The following is a 16,535-nucleotide window of genomic DNA, read 5'->3' as shown; positions in this document are numbered from 1 at the left end:
ACGGGAGCCCCTTTCCTTATCGGCGGGAGGTCCGCATGAGTCTCTCCGAGCTCTGGTCGCTCTATGGCCAGAACTATATCGACGCGCTGCTAGCAACCTGGGGCATGACGCTTGAGTCGTTTGCCATCGCCATGGTGCTGGCCGTCGCTGTCACCGTGATGCGCGTGTCGCCGCTCAAGCCGCTGCGCATTTTTGGCGACCTGTATGTTCAGGTCTTCCGTAACATCCCCGGCATCGCGCTGCTTATCATCGTCGTCTATGCGCTGCCGCCGCTCAAGGTCGTCCTGCCCTACCGCACCTGCGTTATCGTCGCCACGGTCCTTTTGGGCTCGGCCTTTGGCTCCGAGAACTTTATGAGCGGCATCAACACCGTCGGCGTCGGCCAGGTGGAAGCCGCGCGCTCGCTCGGCATGAGCTTCAGCCGTATCCTCGCCAAGATCGTGATTCCGCAGGCGCTGCGCTCGAGCGTGCTGCCCATGACCAACCTCTTTATCGCCGTCATGCTCACCACCGCACTCGGCAGCCAGGTACCGCTTCAACCGCAGGAGCTCACCGGCGTGGTGAGCTACATCAACACGCGCTCGCTCGGCGGCGTCGCCGCGTTCTTTATCTCGGCGCTCGGCTACCTGGGCACGGCCTTTGTGGTGAGCCACATTGGCAACTACATCGATAAGAAGGTGAGGATCCTCCGATGAGCAAGCATTCCACCTCCGCGCTCACCATGCGCGATGCGCTCTACGAGGCCCCCGGCCCCAAGATGCGCGCCAAGATTCGCATCGGCACCGCTATCTCGCTTGTTGCCGTCACCGCGCTCGCCGTCCTCGTGTTGCAGCGCTTTTATGTGACCGGTCAGCTTTCGGTCCACTATTGGTATTTCTTTACGCACCTCACCACCTGGAAGTTCCTGCTTGCCGGCTTTGAGGGCACCGTTAAAGTCGCACTCACCGCTGGCGCCATCGCGCTGGTGTTGGGCCTAGCCCTTATGCTCGGCCGCACCAGCGACATTAAGCCGCTGCAGCTGGTCTGCCGCGTGCTCACCGATTTCTTCCGCGGCGTACCGAGCCTGCTGTTCATCTACTTCTTCTTTTTGGTGCTGCCTCAGTACAAAATTGCGCTGCCGTCGTTTTGGATGCTCACGCTCCCCGTCGCGCTCGCTGCAGCCGGCGTGCTGGCCGAGATTTTTCGCGCGGGCGTCAACGCCGTGCCGCGCGGGCAGGTCGAGGCAGCCCAAGCGCTCGGTCTCTCCAAAGCTAAAATCACCTTTAAAATCGTGCTGCCGCAGGCGATTCGGTTTATCATTCCGTCGTTGATTTCGCAGCTTGTGGTCGTAGTCAAAGACACCACCGTCGCCTACGTGGTGAGCTACCCCGACCTCATGCAAAATGCCCGCGTGCTCATTACCAACTACGACGCCCTCGTGTCGGTCTACCTGGTAATCGCGGTCATCTACATCCTCATCAACGTCGCGATCAACAAGGCCGCTGTCTACGTTTCGCACAAGACCGGCGCGACCATCATCCGCTAACGCTTTACCATTTCCAGTCATAAGGAGCCGAGCACCATGGCACAGAGCACCTCTTCCACCGGCAATCAGCCGCTGATCGAGCTCAGGCACGTCGATAAGCACTATGGCGATCTGCACGTCCTCAACGACATCAATCTCTCGGTCGACCGCGGCGAGGTCGTCGTCGTGATCGGCCCCTCGGGCTCGGGCAAGTCGACCATGTGCCGAACCATCAACCGCTTGGAAACCATCGACTCGGGCGAGATCCTCATCGAGGGCGAGCCCCTGCCGCAGGAAGGCAAGGACCTTGCCCGTATGCGTGCCGAGCTGGGCATGGTATTTCAGCAGTTCAACCTGTTCGCACATATGACCGTGCTGCAGAACGTCATGCTGGGACCGGTCGACGTGCTGGGCGTCTCCAAGGACGAGGCCCGCGAGCGCGCCATGGACCTGCTGGGCCGCGTGGGCGTTGCCGAACAGGCTGATAAGGTGCCCGCACAGCTCTCGGGCGGCCAGCAGCAGCGCGTAGCCATCGCCCGCTCGCTTGCCATGCAACCCAAGGCCATGCTTTTTGATGAGCCCACGAGCGCCCTTGACCCCGAGATGATCAACGAGGTGCTCGAGGTCATGGTCCGTCTGGCCCAGCAGGGCATGACGATGATCGTCATTACGCACGAGATGAACTTTGCCCGCCGCGTGGCCGACCGCGTCGTGTTTATGGCCGACGGCCAAATCGTGGAAACCGGCACGCCCGACGAGTTCTTCGACCACCCCCAGACCAAGCGCGCCCAGGACTTCCTCAACTCCATCAAGGGCCACTAACCAGCAACCCCGTGGGACAAATCCATTGAAAGTGTTATCCCACGTCTCTCATGCGCCCTGTCACCTTCAGATTCGAAAGCAGCACCCATGATCGGAACACGTACTTCCTCGTCCTATACCCCGCACGTCGACGTTGCCCCCTCCGACCGTCCGCTCATCCTCGTCGCGCCGCGTTGGGAAGAGGCAAAGCCGTTTTTGAGCGAGACGCTCTCCCCCAACGAGGAAATCGCCAGTGTCTTTGTCGATGCCATCCTTGCCGCCGGCGGCCTGCCGCTGCAGATGTCCATCACCGAGGACATTGATGTCATCCGTCATTACGTCGATATCGCCGACGGCATCGCCATTCCCGGCGGCCCCGATGTCAATCCCAAACGTTGGGGCGATGATCGACCCTACGACCCCACCCTCTGCTGCGAGATCCGCGATAGCTTTGAGTTTAAGCTGGTCGACGAGGTACTCCGCGCCAAAAAGCCGCTCTTTACCACCTGCCGCGGCACGCAGCTGCTCAATGTCGCCACCGGCGGCACCCTGTGCATGGACGTACCGAGCCTGGGCGCTCGCGAGGGGCGCACGCAGTGGCGCCATACCCACGTGCTCAACGACCCCGTGCATCCCGTCGAGGTCGTGCCGGGCTCGCTTCTGGAGCGCGCGGTTGGCGGGCACAGGCTTATCCAGACCAACTCCGCACACCACTGCTGCGTCGAGCGTCTGGGTAAGAGCACGCGCTTGGTCGCCAAGGCAACCGACGGCGTTCCCGAGTGCATCGAAGTCGAAGGCCAGCCTTTCTGCCTGGGCGTGCAATGGCATCCCGAGTACACCTGGCAGACGCTCGAGACCGACTTTAACCTGTGGAAGTCGTTTGTCGAGGCGGCGGCCAAGGTAAAGCAGGCCCGCTAGTTCGCGAACCGCACAACAGATAAGGACGCCCCGCCGGCCACATGGTCCGACGGGGCTTCCCTTTGCCTAGCTAAACCGAAGGGAACGCGACAACGTCCGCAGGACGCTCCAGCGTCTCGGCAATGCGATCGCGCACTTCGAGCAGACACTCGATAAGCAGCGGATTGAAAGCGCCGCACTCACCGTCCAGAATCATCCGAATCGCCTCTTCTTGCGAAATGGCGTCCTTGTACACACGCACGCTCGTCAACGCATCGTACACATCGGCCACCGAGACCACCTGAGCGGCAATGGGGATATCGTCGCCCTTAAGACCGTCAGGATAGCCCGTACCATCCCAACGTTCATGATGCCAGCGGGCGATTTGGTACGCATAGTCCAAAAGGGCACTTCCTTCATGGTTTCTGCCCAGATTGTGCAGCATGTCGGCGCCAATGGTAGTATGCGTCTTCATTATTTCAAACTCTTCGGGCGTCAGACGTCCGGGCTTGTTGAGAATCGCATCGTCGATCGACATCTTGCCGATATCGTGCAGCGCCGACGCCAACGCAATCGAAGAACGCTCCTCGTTGCCAAGAGAGTACTTGTCGCTCCGTCGCGCCAAGTCGCCAAGCAGCAGCTCAGTCAACTTCTCGATATGCGTGACATGCCTGCCGCTTTCGCCATTACGGACTTCCATGACGCTCGCCATGATGTCGACGAGTATACGGCTGTTATTGACGCGCGCATTGTACTGCTGCGACAGCAGACTCGTCAGACGACGCTGTTTGGCATACAGTCGAATAATATTGTTGACGCGACGACGCACAATGCGGTCATCGAACGGGCGACTGATATAGTCCGAGGCGCCCAGCTCGTACGCGCGCAGAACCATATCATCGGAATCTTCGCTCGAAATCATGATGACAGGTAGATTGTCACTAACCGATCGGCGCGACAGATCGGCCAGCACCTCAAAGCCGCTTACGCCCGGCATGACAATATCCAGCAGCACAAGCGACAACTCATCGCCATAGCGGTCGACCATGTCGAGCGCCGCACGACCGTTATCAGCCTCGAGGATGCAATACTCATCCTTAAGCATCTCGTTGAGAATGGCTCGGTTCATCTCGGAGTCATCGACAATAAGCACCAAAGGCTTTTCGCTTTGGAAGGTCTCGATGGAATCGGCATCGGTCACGACCGTACCGGCTTTTGCCTTAGCGCGGCTCAATAACTGGACGGCGCGGCCAACGCCCTCATCGACCGTCTCGCCATGAATGAGAACGCCACCAACACATGCCGTCAAGCTCGCGTGCTCATGGCCCGGAATAATCGTGGCATGAACGGCATCGGATACCTGATGCAGGCGACGGGTGAAGTCATCGGAGGGAATATTGGGCATGACAACCACAAACTTGTCGCAGCCATAGTGCACAAGCTCGTCAGTCGAACGGATTCCGCTGCGCATTGCTGTCGCCACAGCACCGAGCGCAAGGTCGCCGGCATGACGGCCACACGTATCGTTGAAGACCCTAAAATCATCAAGGTCGATCATCGCAACGCCGGCATTCATGCGGGCGCTACGGAGCTTTTCCTCGTAATATCGGCGATTGCGCACGCCCGTCAGCACGTCGGTGTAGACAAGGTCCTCTTCTGTGGCCTCTTGCTCATCAATCGGACGCACCATCAGCAAGACGTGAGGCTCGCCCTCGACCTTTAGAGGGCGCAGACGGGCGCGGTACTCAACACCATCATTGAGCAGTTGCTCCGATACCTCATCGGAGTCTTCCAAGGCCTCAAGACTCGACTGACGCAGACAAGGGCAGCGATCGCCGGCGAGCAAGCAGTTAGGCTCGCTCTTAATCTGATCGGCCGACAGCAAACGCACCACGGGGTAGGTCTTCGCGACGCGGGCGACCTCAGCGGCAGCCTCCTCGTCGGTTAGATTTGCCTCGTGATTATTGAGCATATGGGGCCCTTTCTATCGTCACGCACGGCAACGGCGCATATCAAATGATACAAGGGTATCATCTAACAGCTGCAGGCAAATGCGCGATTATCGTTGCATTTTTATGACCTGGCAAACAGCGGTAATGGAGCCGCGGGCGCACGGCTATGGGCGCATTCGTTAACAATGACGAAACGCCAACAGTCCCCCTCCCCGCAGGTCATCGAGCGCGCTAACGCTCCAAGACATCGCGAACGGCGTTTGCCGCCGTAACGGGACGATCGCGCAGACCGTTATGCGCGCCCGGGATCGTCACGAGGGGGCAATCGAGATATTCGGCAGCCGCTCGCGTACCAGCCTCGCGGGGCGTACCGACCGAAAGCTCGCCGAGAAGCACAGCAGCAACGGACTTCGATGCGCGGACACTATCCCAATTGGGAACGTAAGTCATATTTGTTCCGTATTCATTGGCCATGAAGCAACGACCATTGCGCAGGGCATGTTTGGCTTCCGCTTCGGTCGTCCCAGGAGCCTCGGGGTCCAAGTCGCCGAGGGCTCCCAAGAAAAGCCGGAGTGCCCTTGAAACCTTTCCAGCCGCAATCATATCGAGCAAAACCGGAGCTGCGCCCATGCCGACGCCTTCGGCCGACACAGCCGGCTCATGCAGAATCGCACGGGCGACGAGATGGGGTTCGGTGCGAAGAAGCTCCAGCGCCACCAACGTACCGGCGCTATGCGCAAGCACATTTGTCGAAGCGCCAACGTGTTCGATCACGGCCTGCAGGTCGGCGGCCTGAGTGGAAAGATCATAGCTGCCGTCTGCCGCTTCGCTGCTGCCACCACAGCCACGGCGGTCGTAGGCAATTACGCGGTAGTTGCGGCTGAGCTCACAAGCGATGCCGTCGAAAAATGTGCCGTCGACACAAGCACCGTGCACGCACACCAAGGCAGGAGTATCAGGCGACACATCCGGGCCGGCATATTCGCGACAGGCAATCGTGGTGCCCGCATTCTCGACCGTAAAATCCATGTTGTGCCCCCATCATCAATGCCCATCCAGTTGCGCGTCAGTACGGTTGGATGGACCCGCATTGCCTTATGCCTTGTTAACAGATTAACTGTACCCGAGCCGAGGCTTTTCATGGCACAGCATCATGAGCGACGTGAAAAAACGAAACTTGTAAAGCAGGAGCCCGCACCTTGTTTTGGAGCCGATGCTATGCTTAGGCACAATTGTCTAGAGGAGCATATGCCTATGTCTACGTATTTGAATGCCAGCCCCATCTTTGGGCCCGTCCGCAGCCGACGCCTTGGACTCTCGCTCGGCGTCAACATGATGCCTGCCAGCGGCAAGATTTGCACCTTTGACTGCATTTACTGCGAAAACGGACTCAACGCCGAACGCCCCTGCCACGAGTCACACAACACGGCTGCCGTGGTGCTCGACGCACTCGAAGCCAAACTACGCGAGATGACAGTCGAGGGTGAGCTGCCCGATGTAATCACGTTTGCCGGCAACGGCGAGCCCACCGCCGCACCGGAGTTCCCGCAGGCTATCGCCGGCGCTGTCGCGCTTCGCGACCAGTTGGCCCCGAACACCAAGATTGCCGTGCTTTCCAACGGCACGCGCGCCGACCGTCCCCAGGTGCATGATGCGCTCATGATGGTCGACGACAACATCCTCAAGCTCGATACGGTCGATCCGGCATTTATCCAGCTGCTCGAACAGCCCGTTGGTCCCTACGACGTCGAGCACCAGATCGAGACGTTCGCGAGCTTTGATGGCCACGTTATCATTCAGACGATATTCCTCACCGGCGAGTACCAAGGCAAGTCTATTGACAACACGGGCGACGAATACGTCGGCCCTTGGCTTGCGGCGCTCGAGCGCATTCGTCCGCAGGAGGCGACCATCTACACGGTGGCGCGCGAGACACCAGTCGCCGGCCTTGCTAAAGCGGCTCCCGAGACGCTCGACGCGATTGCCGCACGCGTGCGCGCCCTCGGCATCCCCTGCCAGGTGAGTTACTAGCACCCGTCTGCCCAAGAGCAGCTAATTTGGGACGGGGCTTTTTTGACTGCTTTTGGGAGCGATATGGGCGGCGCAAGGCCGCGCGGACAAAAGCAGTCAAAAAAGCCCCGTCCCAAATTAGCTGCTCTGCGGGTGGACTATACTAGCCTCGGATGAAAGGAAGTTAGCCATGTATGACAAAGGACCCGTGCCTGGCCGCAACGACGCTTGCTGGTGCGGCAGCGGCAAAAAATACAAGAAATGTCACAGCTCCTTTGATGAGCGCCTCGAGCGCCTGTGGGAAGAGGGCTGGAACGTCCTGCCCCGCACGCTCTATAAGACGCCTGCCGATATCGAGGGCATCAAGCGCTCGGCCGCCATCAACGTGGGCGTGCTCGATTATGTGGGTGAGCATATCACCGCGGGCATGACCACCAACCAGATCGACCAGATGATCTACGACTACACCGTCGAGCATGGTGGAACGCCGGCCGACCTCAACTACGAGGGCTACCCCAAGAGCGTGTGCACCTCGATCAATGACGTAGTCTGCCACGGCATTCCTTGCGATACGGACGTACTGCACGAGGGCGACATCATCAACGTGGACTGCTCAACGATCTTAGACAGCTATTTTAGCGACTCGAGCCGCATGTTCTGCATCGGCAAGGTCTCGGCCGAGCGCCAGCGCTTGGTCGACGTCACCCGCGCCAGCGTGGAGGCGGGTCTGGCAGCCGTCAAGCCATGGCTGCCGCTCTCCGTGATGGCCGAGGCCGTACAAAAGACGGTCGAGGACGCCGGCTTTAGCGTGGTGCGCGAGTATGGTGGCCACGGCATTGGCAAGGAGTTCCACGAGGACCCGTTTGTGGGCTTTACCACCGAGGCGCCCGACGTGGACACTATCATGGTTCCGGGCATGGTCTTTACTATCGAGCCCATGGTCAACGCCGGAGCACCCGACATTAAGATTAGCAAGGGCGATGGGTGGTGCGTGCGCACCAAGGACGGCAGCGACTCGGCCCAGTGCGAGGTACAGCTCGTGGTGACCGAGGACGGCTACGAGCTGCTGAGCTGGTAGCCGTAGATGCGCCAGATGCTGACGGGCACGCTCGTCTTACATCCGGCGTTTTATTTGAACGTTTTGCCTGATAAAACCTGCCAAAATAAACCTGTCCCTTTTTGGCAGGTTGAGCGGAGAGGAACGCTTGTGAACATCCTGGTTTTGCTGCCCGTCAACGACCGCCATCGTGCAATTCTTGAGTCGAGCGCTCCGGGCGAGGATTTTATCTACACGAGCGCCGGCGACATCACGCGCGAACAGGTCGCCGATGCCGACGTAATCCTGGGCAACATCGACCCTGACATGCTCACGGCATGCGACCATCTCCAGCTGTTGCAATTGCAGACCGCCGGCTATGACGACTACCTTGCCGCCGGCACCGTGCCGGCTGAAGCCAAGCTGTCTTGCTCGATCGGCGCCTACGGTCAGGCCGTGAGCGAGCACATGTTTGCCATGGTCCTTTCCATGATGAAGCGCCTGCCCGGCTATCACGACTTGCAGCGCGAGCATCGCTGGGAGGATTTGGGGCCGGTCATCTCGCTCAAAAACGCCAACGTGCTGGTGCTGGGCGCAGGCGATATCGGTGGCCACTTTGCCACGCTCTGCCGCAGCATGGGTGCGCACGTCCGCGGCATCAAGCGCCATCCGCTCGTCTACCCCATTGTGTTTGAGGACATGGACGGCATGGATGCCCTGTCTGAGCGCCTGGCAGAGGCCGACATCGTCGCATCCTTTATGCCCAGCACGCCCGAGACCCGCGGCCTGGCGAACGCCGAGTTCTTCGCCGCGATGAAACCGGGCGCGTTCTTTGCCAACGGCGGCCGCGGCGATCTTGTGGTCGCCGACGACCTGGTTGCCGCTCTGGAATCGGGACATCTCGCCGGCGCCGCGGTCGACGTCACCGATCCCGAGCCGCTGCCCGCCACAAGCCCGCTGTGGGATGCACCCAACATGCTCATCACGCCGCACGTCTCGGGTTGGTTCCACCTGGCCGCCACGCTCAATAACGTGGTCGACATCGCCGCGGAGAACCTGCGTCACCTGCAAGCCGGCGAGACGCTTCGCTGCTGGATTGAGCATTAGGGTTCCGCCGTGCTAACGAACGGCGGACCAGTCGACGCTGCGCGCCGCCCAGATAAAACCTGCCAAAATAAACCCGTCTTTTTTTGGCAGGTTTTAGAGCTCTACACTTTCGGCACCGTTGATGTTTAGGTCGCGCTCGTAGAAAGCCGTGAGGGCACGAATCGCGTACATCACGTCGCGCACGCCACCGGTCTCGTAGCTCGAGTGCATAGCCAGCTGCGGCAGGCCCACGTCCACGGCGTGCATGCTCGCCTGCATATTGGACAGATTGCCGAGCGTGGAGCCACCCGCCATATCGCTCTTGTTGGCAAAGGCTTGCGTGGGCACGTCTGCGTCATCGCAGATGGCCTGGAACACTGCGCGGCTAAAGGCATCGGTGCAGTAGTGCTGGTTGGCGGCTTCCTTGATGACGATACCGCCGTTGAGCACGACCTGGTTGTGGGCATCGCACTTCTCGGCGTGGTTGGGATGCACGGCGTGCGCGTTGTCGCAGCTCACGAGCATCGAGGCGGCAAGCGCACGGTGGTACGACTCGTCATCAAAGCCCAGCGACCCGTTAATGCGACGCAACGCATCGGCCAAGAACGTCGACATGGCGCCCTGCTTGGTCTCGGAGCCAACCTCCTCGTTGTCGAAGCAGCAAAAGACCGAGATGTCATGCGCATTCTCGGCGCCCAAAAATGCCTGCAGCGAGGTGTAGGCGCAGGCTAGGTCGTCGAGCTTGGGCGTCGAGATAAACTCGTCGGCCCAGCCCCAAATGCGCGCGTCCTGACGATTGACCAGAAACAGATCGCGGCCCAAAATCTGCTCGGGCTCGACGTCCAGTTCGTCGGCGATCAGAGCATCAAAGTCGCCCTGCTTAAGCTCGCCGGCGCTGATGAGCGGGCACAGGTCGACAGCGCGGTTGGGTGCAAAGCCCTCATTGACGCCACGGTTCATATGGATAGCAAGGCTCGGAATGATAGCGACCTCGCGCTCGGTGGCAAGCAGGCGGCTCTCAATACGGTCGCCCTCGCGCACCAGCACGCGTCCAGCCAGCGCCAACGGGCGATCGAACCAGGTGTAGTCGATCATGCCGCCGTAGGCCTCGGTGTTCAGGCGCAGCGTCTCGCCCGCGCCGTCGAGCTCGGGCACGGCCTTGACCTTAAACGTCGGAGAATCGCTGTGCGACGCCGTGAGCTGAAAATGATAGTCGCCGGCAACGCCGTCCTCGCCCCACGTCGCGGCCAGGTCCTCGCCCACCTTAAAGGCGATAACGCTCGAGGTGTTGCGCTGCGTGTAATAACGCCCGCCCGGCTCGATGTCCCACGCCGCATTCTCGGGCAGGTAGGTAAAGCCCGCCTCGTCGAGCTCGGCCATAATGGTCACCGCCGTATGGAACATGCTGGGGCACGCCTCGATAAAGTCGATAAGGTCGTTGGCGGCCTCGATATCGTCGGCCGTCACATGCGCGCGCTCGGGCGTTTCCTGATCCGTCATGCTCTCCCCTTTCGCTGGGTTGATGGTCCCCTCCAGCATACCCCGCCACGCCAGCGCCGCACTCTTCATTCCATGTTTAATCCCGTGCCGCTCATCAGGTTGAGCCATCATGCCCGCGCTCCTTTTGCGATAATTACGCCAACAGGACGAGAGGAGCCGTCATGAAGCCACGTAACATTGCCATCGCCTGCGGTGTCGCGGGAGTCGCCGTCGGCCTTGCCGCTGCCACCGGTATCGTTTACCGCAAGCAAATCAAGTCCGCCGCGTCGCTCAAACGCTTGACCGGCTACGCGGATGGCTATGACCTGTACGCAATCGACATCGCCTACGACTACGATCTTGATCGCATCATCGCCGCTGGCGTGCGCGACGACCAGGCCTACATCGATGCCGTGGTGGCGCAGGTGCTGCCCGGTGTGCCGGCACATGTCCAGGCTCCCCAGTTTGCCTGCAGCGCTTTTGTCGCCGTAGATGCCGAAGGCCGCGTGCGCACCGGTCGCAATTACGACTTTAAGGACGACACCTCGGCGCTGCTGGTGCGCAATCACCCACGCGGCGGCTATGCCTCCATCGGGTTTGCCGCCCTTAACAACCTGGGCGATAACACTCCGCTTGACTCCGTCGCCGGACGCGCCGCCGCACTCATGGGTCCGTTTGCCCAGCTCGACGGTGTTAACGAATGCGGCGTGTCCGTTGCCGTACTCACCCTGGATTCCAAGCCCTGTGACCAGGACACGCAACGCCCTGTCATCAATACCTCGCTCGCCATCCGTCTGGTGCTCGACCGTGCCGCCACCACGCAAGAAGCTGTCGACCTGCTTTCCGCCTACGACATGCACGCCATGGCAGGACGCGATTATCACTTCTTTATCAACGACGCCACCGGTGACGCGCGCGTAGTAGAGTGGGATCCGCACGATCCGGACCGCGCTTTCAAAGCGACTCCTGTACGCCAGGTTACGAACTTCTACCCCTGCTATGGCGACGAAGTGCTGCCCAACCAAAAGAACGGCGAACTGGGCCATGGTAAAGAGCGCGCCATCGCAATCGCCGATGTCCTTGACGCCCATGTCGGTGCCCAGGACGAAACGATTGCCTGGGAAGCCCTGCGCGCCGCAGCGCAAGAGCCCAAACAGGGAGACATCACCAGCAATACGCAATGGTCGGTCGTCTTTGACAATACCGAACCCGCCGCCGCTATTACGCTGCGCCGCCACTGGGGCGACGTCGACGCCTTCGCACTGTAAGGAGCCAGGCCCGTCGACCTTACGCTCGCCTGACGTTGTTTACATTTCTATACGTTTGAGCTAACACGTTTTACCCCCGTATCAACAGTGTGCGGGGGTAAACTTATGCGCATGTTATAACTTGCCCGGAAGGATTCATCATGCTTAGGATCGGTCTTCTTACCAGCGGCGGCGACTGTCAGGCGCTCAACGCCACCATGCGCGGCATCGTCAAAACGCTTATGACCAATAGCGAAGAACCTATCGAGATCTATGGTTTTGAGGACGGCTACCAGGGCCTTATCTACAGCAGGTTCCGCGTCATGACGCCCGCCGATTTTAGCGGCATCCTTACCCGCGGCGGCACCATTTTGGGCACGAGCCGCACGCCGTTCAAGCGCCTGGACATTCCCGAGGCCGACGGCGTCGAGAAGGTGCCCGCGATGGTCCACACCTATCACAAGCTGCAACTCGACTGCCTGTTTATGCTGGGCGGCAACGGCTCCACCAAGACTGCCAACCGCCTGCGCGAAGAGGGCCTCAACGTTATCGCTCTGCCCAAGACCATCGATAACGACACCTGGGGCACCGAAATGACGTTTGGCTTTACGAGCGCCATCGACGTCGCCACCAAGTGCATCGACGACATCCACACCACCGCCTCGAGTCACGGCCGCGTGTTCGTTATCGAGATCATGGGCCACAAGGTTGGCTGGATCCCGCTGTACGCCGGCGTCGCGGGCGGCGCGGACGTCATCCTGATTCCCGAGATTCCCTACGACATGGGTAACGTCATCAAGACCATCGAGCATCGCATGGAGACCGGCAGCCGCTTTACGATCGTGGCCGTCGCCGAGGGCGCTATCTCCAAGGAGGACGCGGCGCTGCCTAAGAAGGAGTACAAGAAGAAGCTCGCCGAGCGCACGAGTCCGTCGATTGTCTACGACATTGCCAAGGAAATCGAGGCCAAGACCGGTCGCGAGACCCGCGTCGCCATCCCCGGCCACACGCAGCGCGGCGGTCAGCCCGACGCCCAGGACCGCATCTTTGCGACCCAGTGCGGCGTTGAGGCGGCACTGGGCTGCCTACGCGGCGAGTTTGGCTACATGATTGCCCTGCGTGACGGCAAGATGTGCCACATGCCGCTCGAGGAGGTCGCCGGCAAGCTCAAGTTTGTCGATCCCCAGAGCGACCTGGTACGCGAGGCCAAGGCGCTGGGCATCAGCTTCGGCGACGAATAGCCTCGGCCGAAATCCATCCCATCGGGCCCTCCGACCCCGCCCGACGTATTTCGATTTGGCTCCTCCCTTGACTCCGTCAAAGGTCGCCAATCGAAATCGTCGGTCGGGGTCGGAGGGCCCTGCGTTTACATGCTCGCCGAGGCTATTCGACTTCTTGCTGCGGGTGCCTAGGGCAGGAGGCGCCGTGCATTTTTTGGGAGTTTTCAGCAGCCGAGGGTGCCTGCATACTGAATTTTGGGCGAAAGGCAGGCGCCATGGGCCGCATCTTGTAAAAACGAGCGGCTCTTGAGGCGTTGGGAGCTCAGAATCAGGGCTTTCAGCGCAGTTTTGTGCGCCCGCTCCCATACTCGTGGACTCCGGAATGCTGAATTCTCCGGAATTTGCACGCCGCCCCTGGGGGTACCTGCGGGTAAAAAGCAACCGCCCCGCCAAAATATGCATTCTGCGGGACGGTTTATGCAATAAAGCGACTGTGGCACGTCACAGCTCGCTACAACCTGAATCCAAGAACAGGTTACTCGGCGCTCTTGAGGGCACCGACCATGTCGATCTTGTTGAGGGTTCGGTTGGTGGCGATGTTGACGATAAACGTAAAGCCAAACGAAAGCACCACAGCGAGCACGAAACTCAGCGGCTCGACCTCAACATCAAAGTACAGCGACGGCATCTGAAGAACGTACGTAAAGCTCTCGGCAAGCAGGCCACCCAGCGGCACGCCCAGTGCGGTGCCAATCGCCGTAAGGATCAACGTCTCCTTATTGACGTAGTGGTGCACCTCGCCACGGCGGAAGCCCAACACCTTGATGGTCGCCAGCTCGCGTTCGCGCTCCGAAATATTCGTATTAGACAGCGTAAACACCACCACAAACGACAGGCACGCCGCCATAAAGGTCACAAGCACTACGACCGAATTGATAATCGTAAAGTTCGCCTCATAGTTCTCCCAATGCTCGGCCGTACTCGAAATCGTAAGCCAACCGTCACTCTTAAGCTTCTTGCTAAACGCAATCTGGTCGGCCGACGAGCCCTTAAGCAGCACAAAGATGCCGTTAAGACGCGCGCTTCGGCCGAACGCGCGCTCATAGGTGCCCTGCGTCATATAAAGCGTGTTGCCCAAATAATTGAGCGAGATATCGCTAACCTTGACCTTGGTAACATTGAGCGACGAATCCTGGACCTGCGCCGTATCGCCCGGCTGAATCCCCAGCACCAGCTGTGAACTCTTGCTTAAATACACGTCCCCGTCACGCAGGGCGAGCGGTTCTTTGGACTCATCCTCCAGGCGCACGTAATCGTCCAGGTCATTCGTGCGGTCGTCGGGAATCACAATGAGCTGTACGGTCTCGCTCTTACCGCCAAACGTAAAGGTGACGTTGTCGGTCATAATCGGCAGGGTCGAGGTCACGCGTACGCCGGAGTCGCTGGCCGCGCTACGCTCTTCCAGCGCCGCACACGTCTGAGCATAGTCATCGGGATTGGCGACCGCCAGCAAGTCATAGCGCGTGATGTGCCCGTACTGTTTGGGCGAAAGCGCCACCGACGTATCGCGGATGCCCATACCGCAGATCACGAGCGCCGTGCAGCCGGCGATACCGAAGATGGTCATAAAGGCACGTTTTTTGTAGCGGAACAGGTTACGCGCTGTCACCTTGTTCAAAAAGCCCATGCGGCGCCAAATAAAGCCGATGCGCTCAAGCAAGATGCGCGAGCCGGCTCGCGGGGCCTTGGGACGCATAAGCGAGGCTGGGGTCTCGGCCATCTCGTGGCGGCAGGCGATAATCGTGGCACCCACCACGCCCACGGCAAACAGCGCCACCGAGACGATCGAGGACACGATGTCGTACGAAAGCAGCATCTGGGGCAGTGAGTACATGTCATCGAACACCGTAAACAGAAACAGCGGCAACCCCACAAATCCGATGATGTTGCCGAGTACGCCGCCGAACAGACATGCCCACAGCGAGTAGTCCACGTATTTGGACAGGATTCGCCCGCGTGAATAGCCGAGCGCCTTGTATAAGCCAATGAGCGTGCGCTCCTCCTCGACCATACGAGTAGCGGTGGTAAGGCTGATGAGCACGGCTACGACGAAGAAAATAAATGGGAAAACCGTGGCGATGGCCTCAATCGAAGAGCTGTCGCTCTCGACGCTTGAGTAGCTTGCGATGTTACCGCGATCCTGGATGTACCAAGTGCATTCGCCCAGATCGGAAAGCTCGGCGCGTGCATCGGCAAACTGCTGGTCGGTGGCGGCGCGGCGCTGGTCCAAATCGGCCTGAGCCCGAGCGCGCTCCTCACTGCCCTGGGGCATGCGGTTGATGTTGTCCTGCTCAATCCCAAAGAGCATATTCGCCTGGCGCTCGGAGGCATCCAAGCTTGCCGGCGCGTCGACCGTCAGCTCTTGGACGCGCACCTTCTCACGCTCGTCGCGAATCTTCTCGATATTACCCTTGACCTCGTTGATCTTTGTCGTGTAGGCATCTGAATAGGAGTTGAGGCTCTTGGCTCCCTCGACGATCACGTGGACCGCGGAGTAGGAAGAAGATGTCGCGGCATCCTCGCTCACATAGAACTTATAGTCCGCAGCCGAAGCAGCGCGAAAGGCGTTGACTGTCGAGTCGGAGCTCACATCAATAGGATCGAGGACCTCGGCCGTAATGGTGTAATCACCCGCGGCAAACTGGTCCTTGGCGCTTTGGTTCGACGAGCTCGCGTCATTGGCGGCAAAACTCACCGTGTCGCCGAGCTTTTTGCCCGAAGCCCTCAGGAACTTCGAAGTCACCGCGACCTCGCCGGCGCTCTCGGGCAAATCGCCGCTCACCAGCACCGGTTGATCGATATTCTTCCTGGAAAGGCTCTGCACGACTACACGCTCGCGCGTGGTACCCACGGCGGTGTAGGCGGTCTCGGTGTAGATGCCCTCGGCCGTCTCGACGCCGTCGACCTCTTGAATGGCCGCAAGATCGTCGCGCGTAAGGCCATAGGTCGACTGCACGTTAATGTCATAGACATTCTGCTGGTCAAAATAGACGTCGACCGAATCGCGCAGATCCTCGCAGCCCGCCTTAAGACCGCACATCACGCTCACGCCGAGCGCGGTAATGACCACGATAGATAGGAAGCGCTTAAGACTGCCTCGGATTGTGCGGGAGATGCCACGGCGAAAAACCGTCGGCACCATATCATTTGAGCTTTGAGCGGTACGGTAGGTCGCGAACTCCCGATCGTGACCCACGTGCTCCGTATCGTGGTTTTGGCTGTTTCGGCGATCTTGGTCCATGG

General features: G+C 59.9%; 13 protein-coding genes. 9 read left to right on the top strand and 4 right to left on the bottom strand.

The genetic code is table 11. The annotated features are described in order from the left end of the window. Positions 1 to 35: 35 nt before the first annotated feature. From ACTQW0_RS02200 to ACTQW0_RS02185, 4 genes are all read left to right on the top strand, one after another. Positions 36 to 695, top strand: a complete 660-nt coding sequence (locus ACTQW0_RS02200; protein ID WP_154514877.1) for an amino acid ABC transporter permease — start codon at positions 36 to 38, stop codon at positions 693 to 695. Beyond that, entirely contained in the window at positions 692 to 1,525 is an 834-nt protein-coding gene (locus tag ACTQW0_RS02195) for an amino acid ABC transporter permease (protein ID WP_441566724.1), read from the top strand. The genes ACTQW0_RS02200 and ACTQW0_RS02195 overlap by 4 nt, the downstream gene beginning before the upstream one ends. Before the next feature lie 36 nt (positions 1,526 to 1,561). After that, the gene (locus tag ACTQW0_RS02190; RefSeq protein WP_022094659.1) at positions 1,562 to 2,326 is read left to right on the top strand and encodes an amino acid ABC transporter ATP-binding protein; all 765 of its coding nucleotides are present in this window, start codon (positions 1,562 to 1,564) and stop codon (positions 2,324 to 2,326) included. An 87-nt stretch (positions 2,327 to 2,413) separates the two neighbouring features. After that, a complete protein-coding gene (locus tag ACTQW0_RS02185) occupies positions 2,414 to 3,223 on the top strand; it encodes a gamma-glutamyl-gamma-aminobutyrate hydrolase family protein (protein WP_441566722.1) in 810 nt (269 codons plus the stop codon). Positions 3,224 to 3,293: 70 nt separating this feature from the next. Here ACTQW0_RS02185 and ACTQW0_RS02180 read toward each other — a convergent pair whose 3' ends face one another. Both ACTQW0_RS02180 and ACTQW0_RS02175 read right to left on the bottom strand, forming a co-directional pair. Beyond that, positions 3,294 to 5,174, bottom strand: a complete 1,881-nt coding sequence (locus ACTQW0_RS02180) for a diguanylate cyclase (protein ID WP_441566720.1) — start codon at positions 5,172 to 5,174, stop codon at positions 3,294 to 3,296. A gap of 211 nt (positions 5,175 to 5,385) precedes the next feature. Next, positions 5,386 to 6,183 (bottom strand): alpha/beta fold hydrolase, encoded by a 798-nt coding sequence (locus ACTQW0_RS02175; protein ID WP_154514885.1) that lies wholly within the window; start codon positions 6,181 to 6,183, stop codon positions 5,386 to 5,388. Between the two features lie 225 nt (positions 6,184 to 6,408). Between ACTQW0_RS02175 and ACTQW0_RS02170 the strand changes: the two genes are divergently transcribed. The 3 genes from ACTQW0_RS02170 (at position 6,409) to ACTQW0_RS02160 (ending at position 9,307) form a co-directional block, all read left to right on the top strand. Beyond that, on the top strand, positions 6,409 to 7,185 hold the full coding sequence (locus tag ACTQW0_RS02170) for a radical SAM protein (protein ID WP_441032913.1): 777 nt from the start codon (positions 6,409 to 6,411) through the stop codon (positions 7,183 to 7,185). Between the two features lie 169 nt (positions 7,186 to 7,354). Beyond that, positions 7,355 to 8,242, top strand: a complete 888-nt coding sequence (gene map / locus ACTQW0_RS02165; RefSeq protein WP_441032916.1) for a type I methionyl aminopeptidase — start codon at positions 7,355 to 7,357, stop codon at positions 8,240 to 8,242. 129 nt (positions 8,243 to 8,371) lie between these two features. Further along, complete coding sequence (locus ACTQW0_RS02160; protein ID WP_441566718.1) at positions 8,372 to 9,307, top strand: D-2-hydroxyacid dehydrogenase; 936 nt, start codon at positions 8,372 to 8,374, stop codon at positions 9,305 to 9,307. Between the two features lie 93 nt (positions 9,308 to 9,400). Here the strand turns inward: ACTQW0_RS02160 and ACTQW0_RS02155 are convergent, their stop codons facing one another. After that, a complete protein-coding gene (locus ACTQW0_RS02155) occupies positions 9,401 to 10,786 on the bottom strand; it encodes a M18 family aminopeptidase (RefSeq protein ID WP_441566716.1) in 1,386 nt (461 codons plus the stop codon). 161 nt (positions 10,787 to 10,947) lie between these two features. On the opposite strand from ACTQW0_RS02155, the gene ACTQW0_RS02150 reads away from it, so the two are divergent. Next, complete coding sequence (locus tag ACTQW0_RS02150; protein ID WP_441566714.1) at positions 10,948 to 12,033, top strand: carcinine hydrolase/isopenicillin-N N-acyltransferase family protein; 1,086 nt, start codon at positions 10,948 to 10,950, stop codon at positions 12,031 to 12,033. A 140-nt stretch (positions 12,034 to 12,173) separates the two neighbouring features. After that, positions 12,174 to 13,253, top strand: coding sequence for a 6-phosphofructokinase (locus ACTQW0_RS02145; RefSeq protein ID WP_154514896.1), 1,080 nt, complete (start codon positions 12,174 to 12,176; stop codon positions 13,251 to 13,253). A gap of 514 nt (positions 13,254 to 13,767) precedes the next feature. Here ACTQW0_RS02145 and ACTQW0_RS02140 read toward each other — a convergent pair. Further along, positions 13,768 to 16,533, bottom strand: a complete 2,766-nt coding sequence (locus ACTQW0_RS02140) for an FtsX-like permease family protein (protein ID WP_441566712.1) — start codon at positions 16,531 to 16,533, stop codon at positions 13,768 to 13,770. Positions 16,534 to 16,535 lie beyond the last annotated feature (2 nt).

The sequence above is a fragment of the Collinsella sp. LCP19S3_B7 genome (assembly GCF_052121795.1).
Taxonomy (GTDB): domain Bacteria; phylum Actinomycetota; class Coriobacteriia; order Coriobacteriales; family Coriobacteriaceae; genus Collinsella.
This window is presented reverse-complemented; position numbering and strand designations above follow the sequence as displayed.

Bases quoted from the DNA above. Each gene is read 5' to 3' on its own strand.
- ACTQW0_RS02200 (WP_154514877.1), top strand. From the start codon at position 36: ATGAGTCTCTCCGAGCTCTGGTCGCTCTATGGCCAGAACTATATCGAC.
- ACTQW0_RS02195 (WP_441566724.1), top strand. From the start codon at position 692: ATGAGCAAGCATTCCACCTCCGCGCTCACCATGCGCGATGCGCTCTAC.
- ACTQW0_RS02190 (WP_022094659.1), top strand. From the start codon at position 1,562: ATGGCACAGAGCACCTCTTCCACCGGCAATCAGCCGCTGATCGAGCTC.
- ACTQW0_RS02185 (WP_441566722.1), top strand. From the start codon at position 2,414: ATGATCGGAACACGTACTTCCTCGTCCTATACCCCGCACGTCGACGTT.
- ACTQW0_RS02180 (WP_441566720.1), bottom strand. From the start codon at position 5,174: ATGCTCAATAATCACGAGGCAAATCTAACCGACGAGGAGGCTGCCGCT.
- ACTQW0_RS02175 (WP_154514885.1), bottom strand. From the start codon at position 6,183: ATGGATTTTACGGTCGAGAATGCGGGCACCACGATTGCCTGTCGCGAA.
- ACTQW0_RS02170 (WP_441032913.1), top strand. From the start codon at position 6,409: ATGTCTACGTATTTGAATGCCAGCCCCATCTTTGGGCCCGTCCGCAGC.
- map (WP_441032916.1), top strand. From the start codon at position 7,355: ATGTATGACAAAGGACCCGTGCCTGGCCGCAACGACGCTTGCTGGTGC.
- ACTQW0_RS02155 (WP_441566716.1), bottom strand. From the start codon at position 10,786: ATGACGGATCAGGAAACGCCCGAGCGCGCGCATGTGACGGCCGACGAT.
- ACTQW0_RS02150 (WP_441566714.1), top strand. From the start codon at position 10,948: ATGAAGCCACGTAACATTGCCATCGCCTGCGGTGTCGCGGGAGTCGCC.
- ACTQW0_RS02145 (WP_154514896.1), top strand. From the start codon at position 12,174: ATGCTTAGGATCGGTCTTCTTACCAGCGGCGGCGACTGTCAGGCGCTC.
- ACTQW0_RS02140 (WP_441566712.1), bottom strand. From the start codon at position 16,533: ATGGACCAAGATCGCCGAAACAGCCAAAACCACGATACGGAGCACGTG.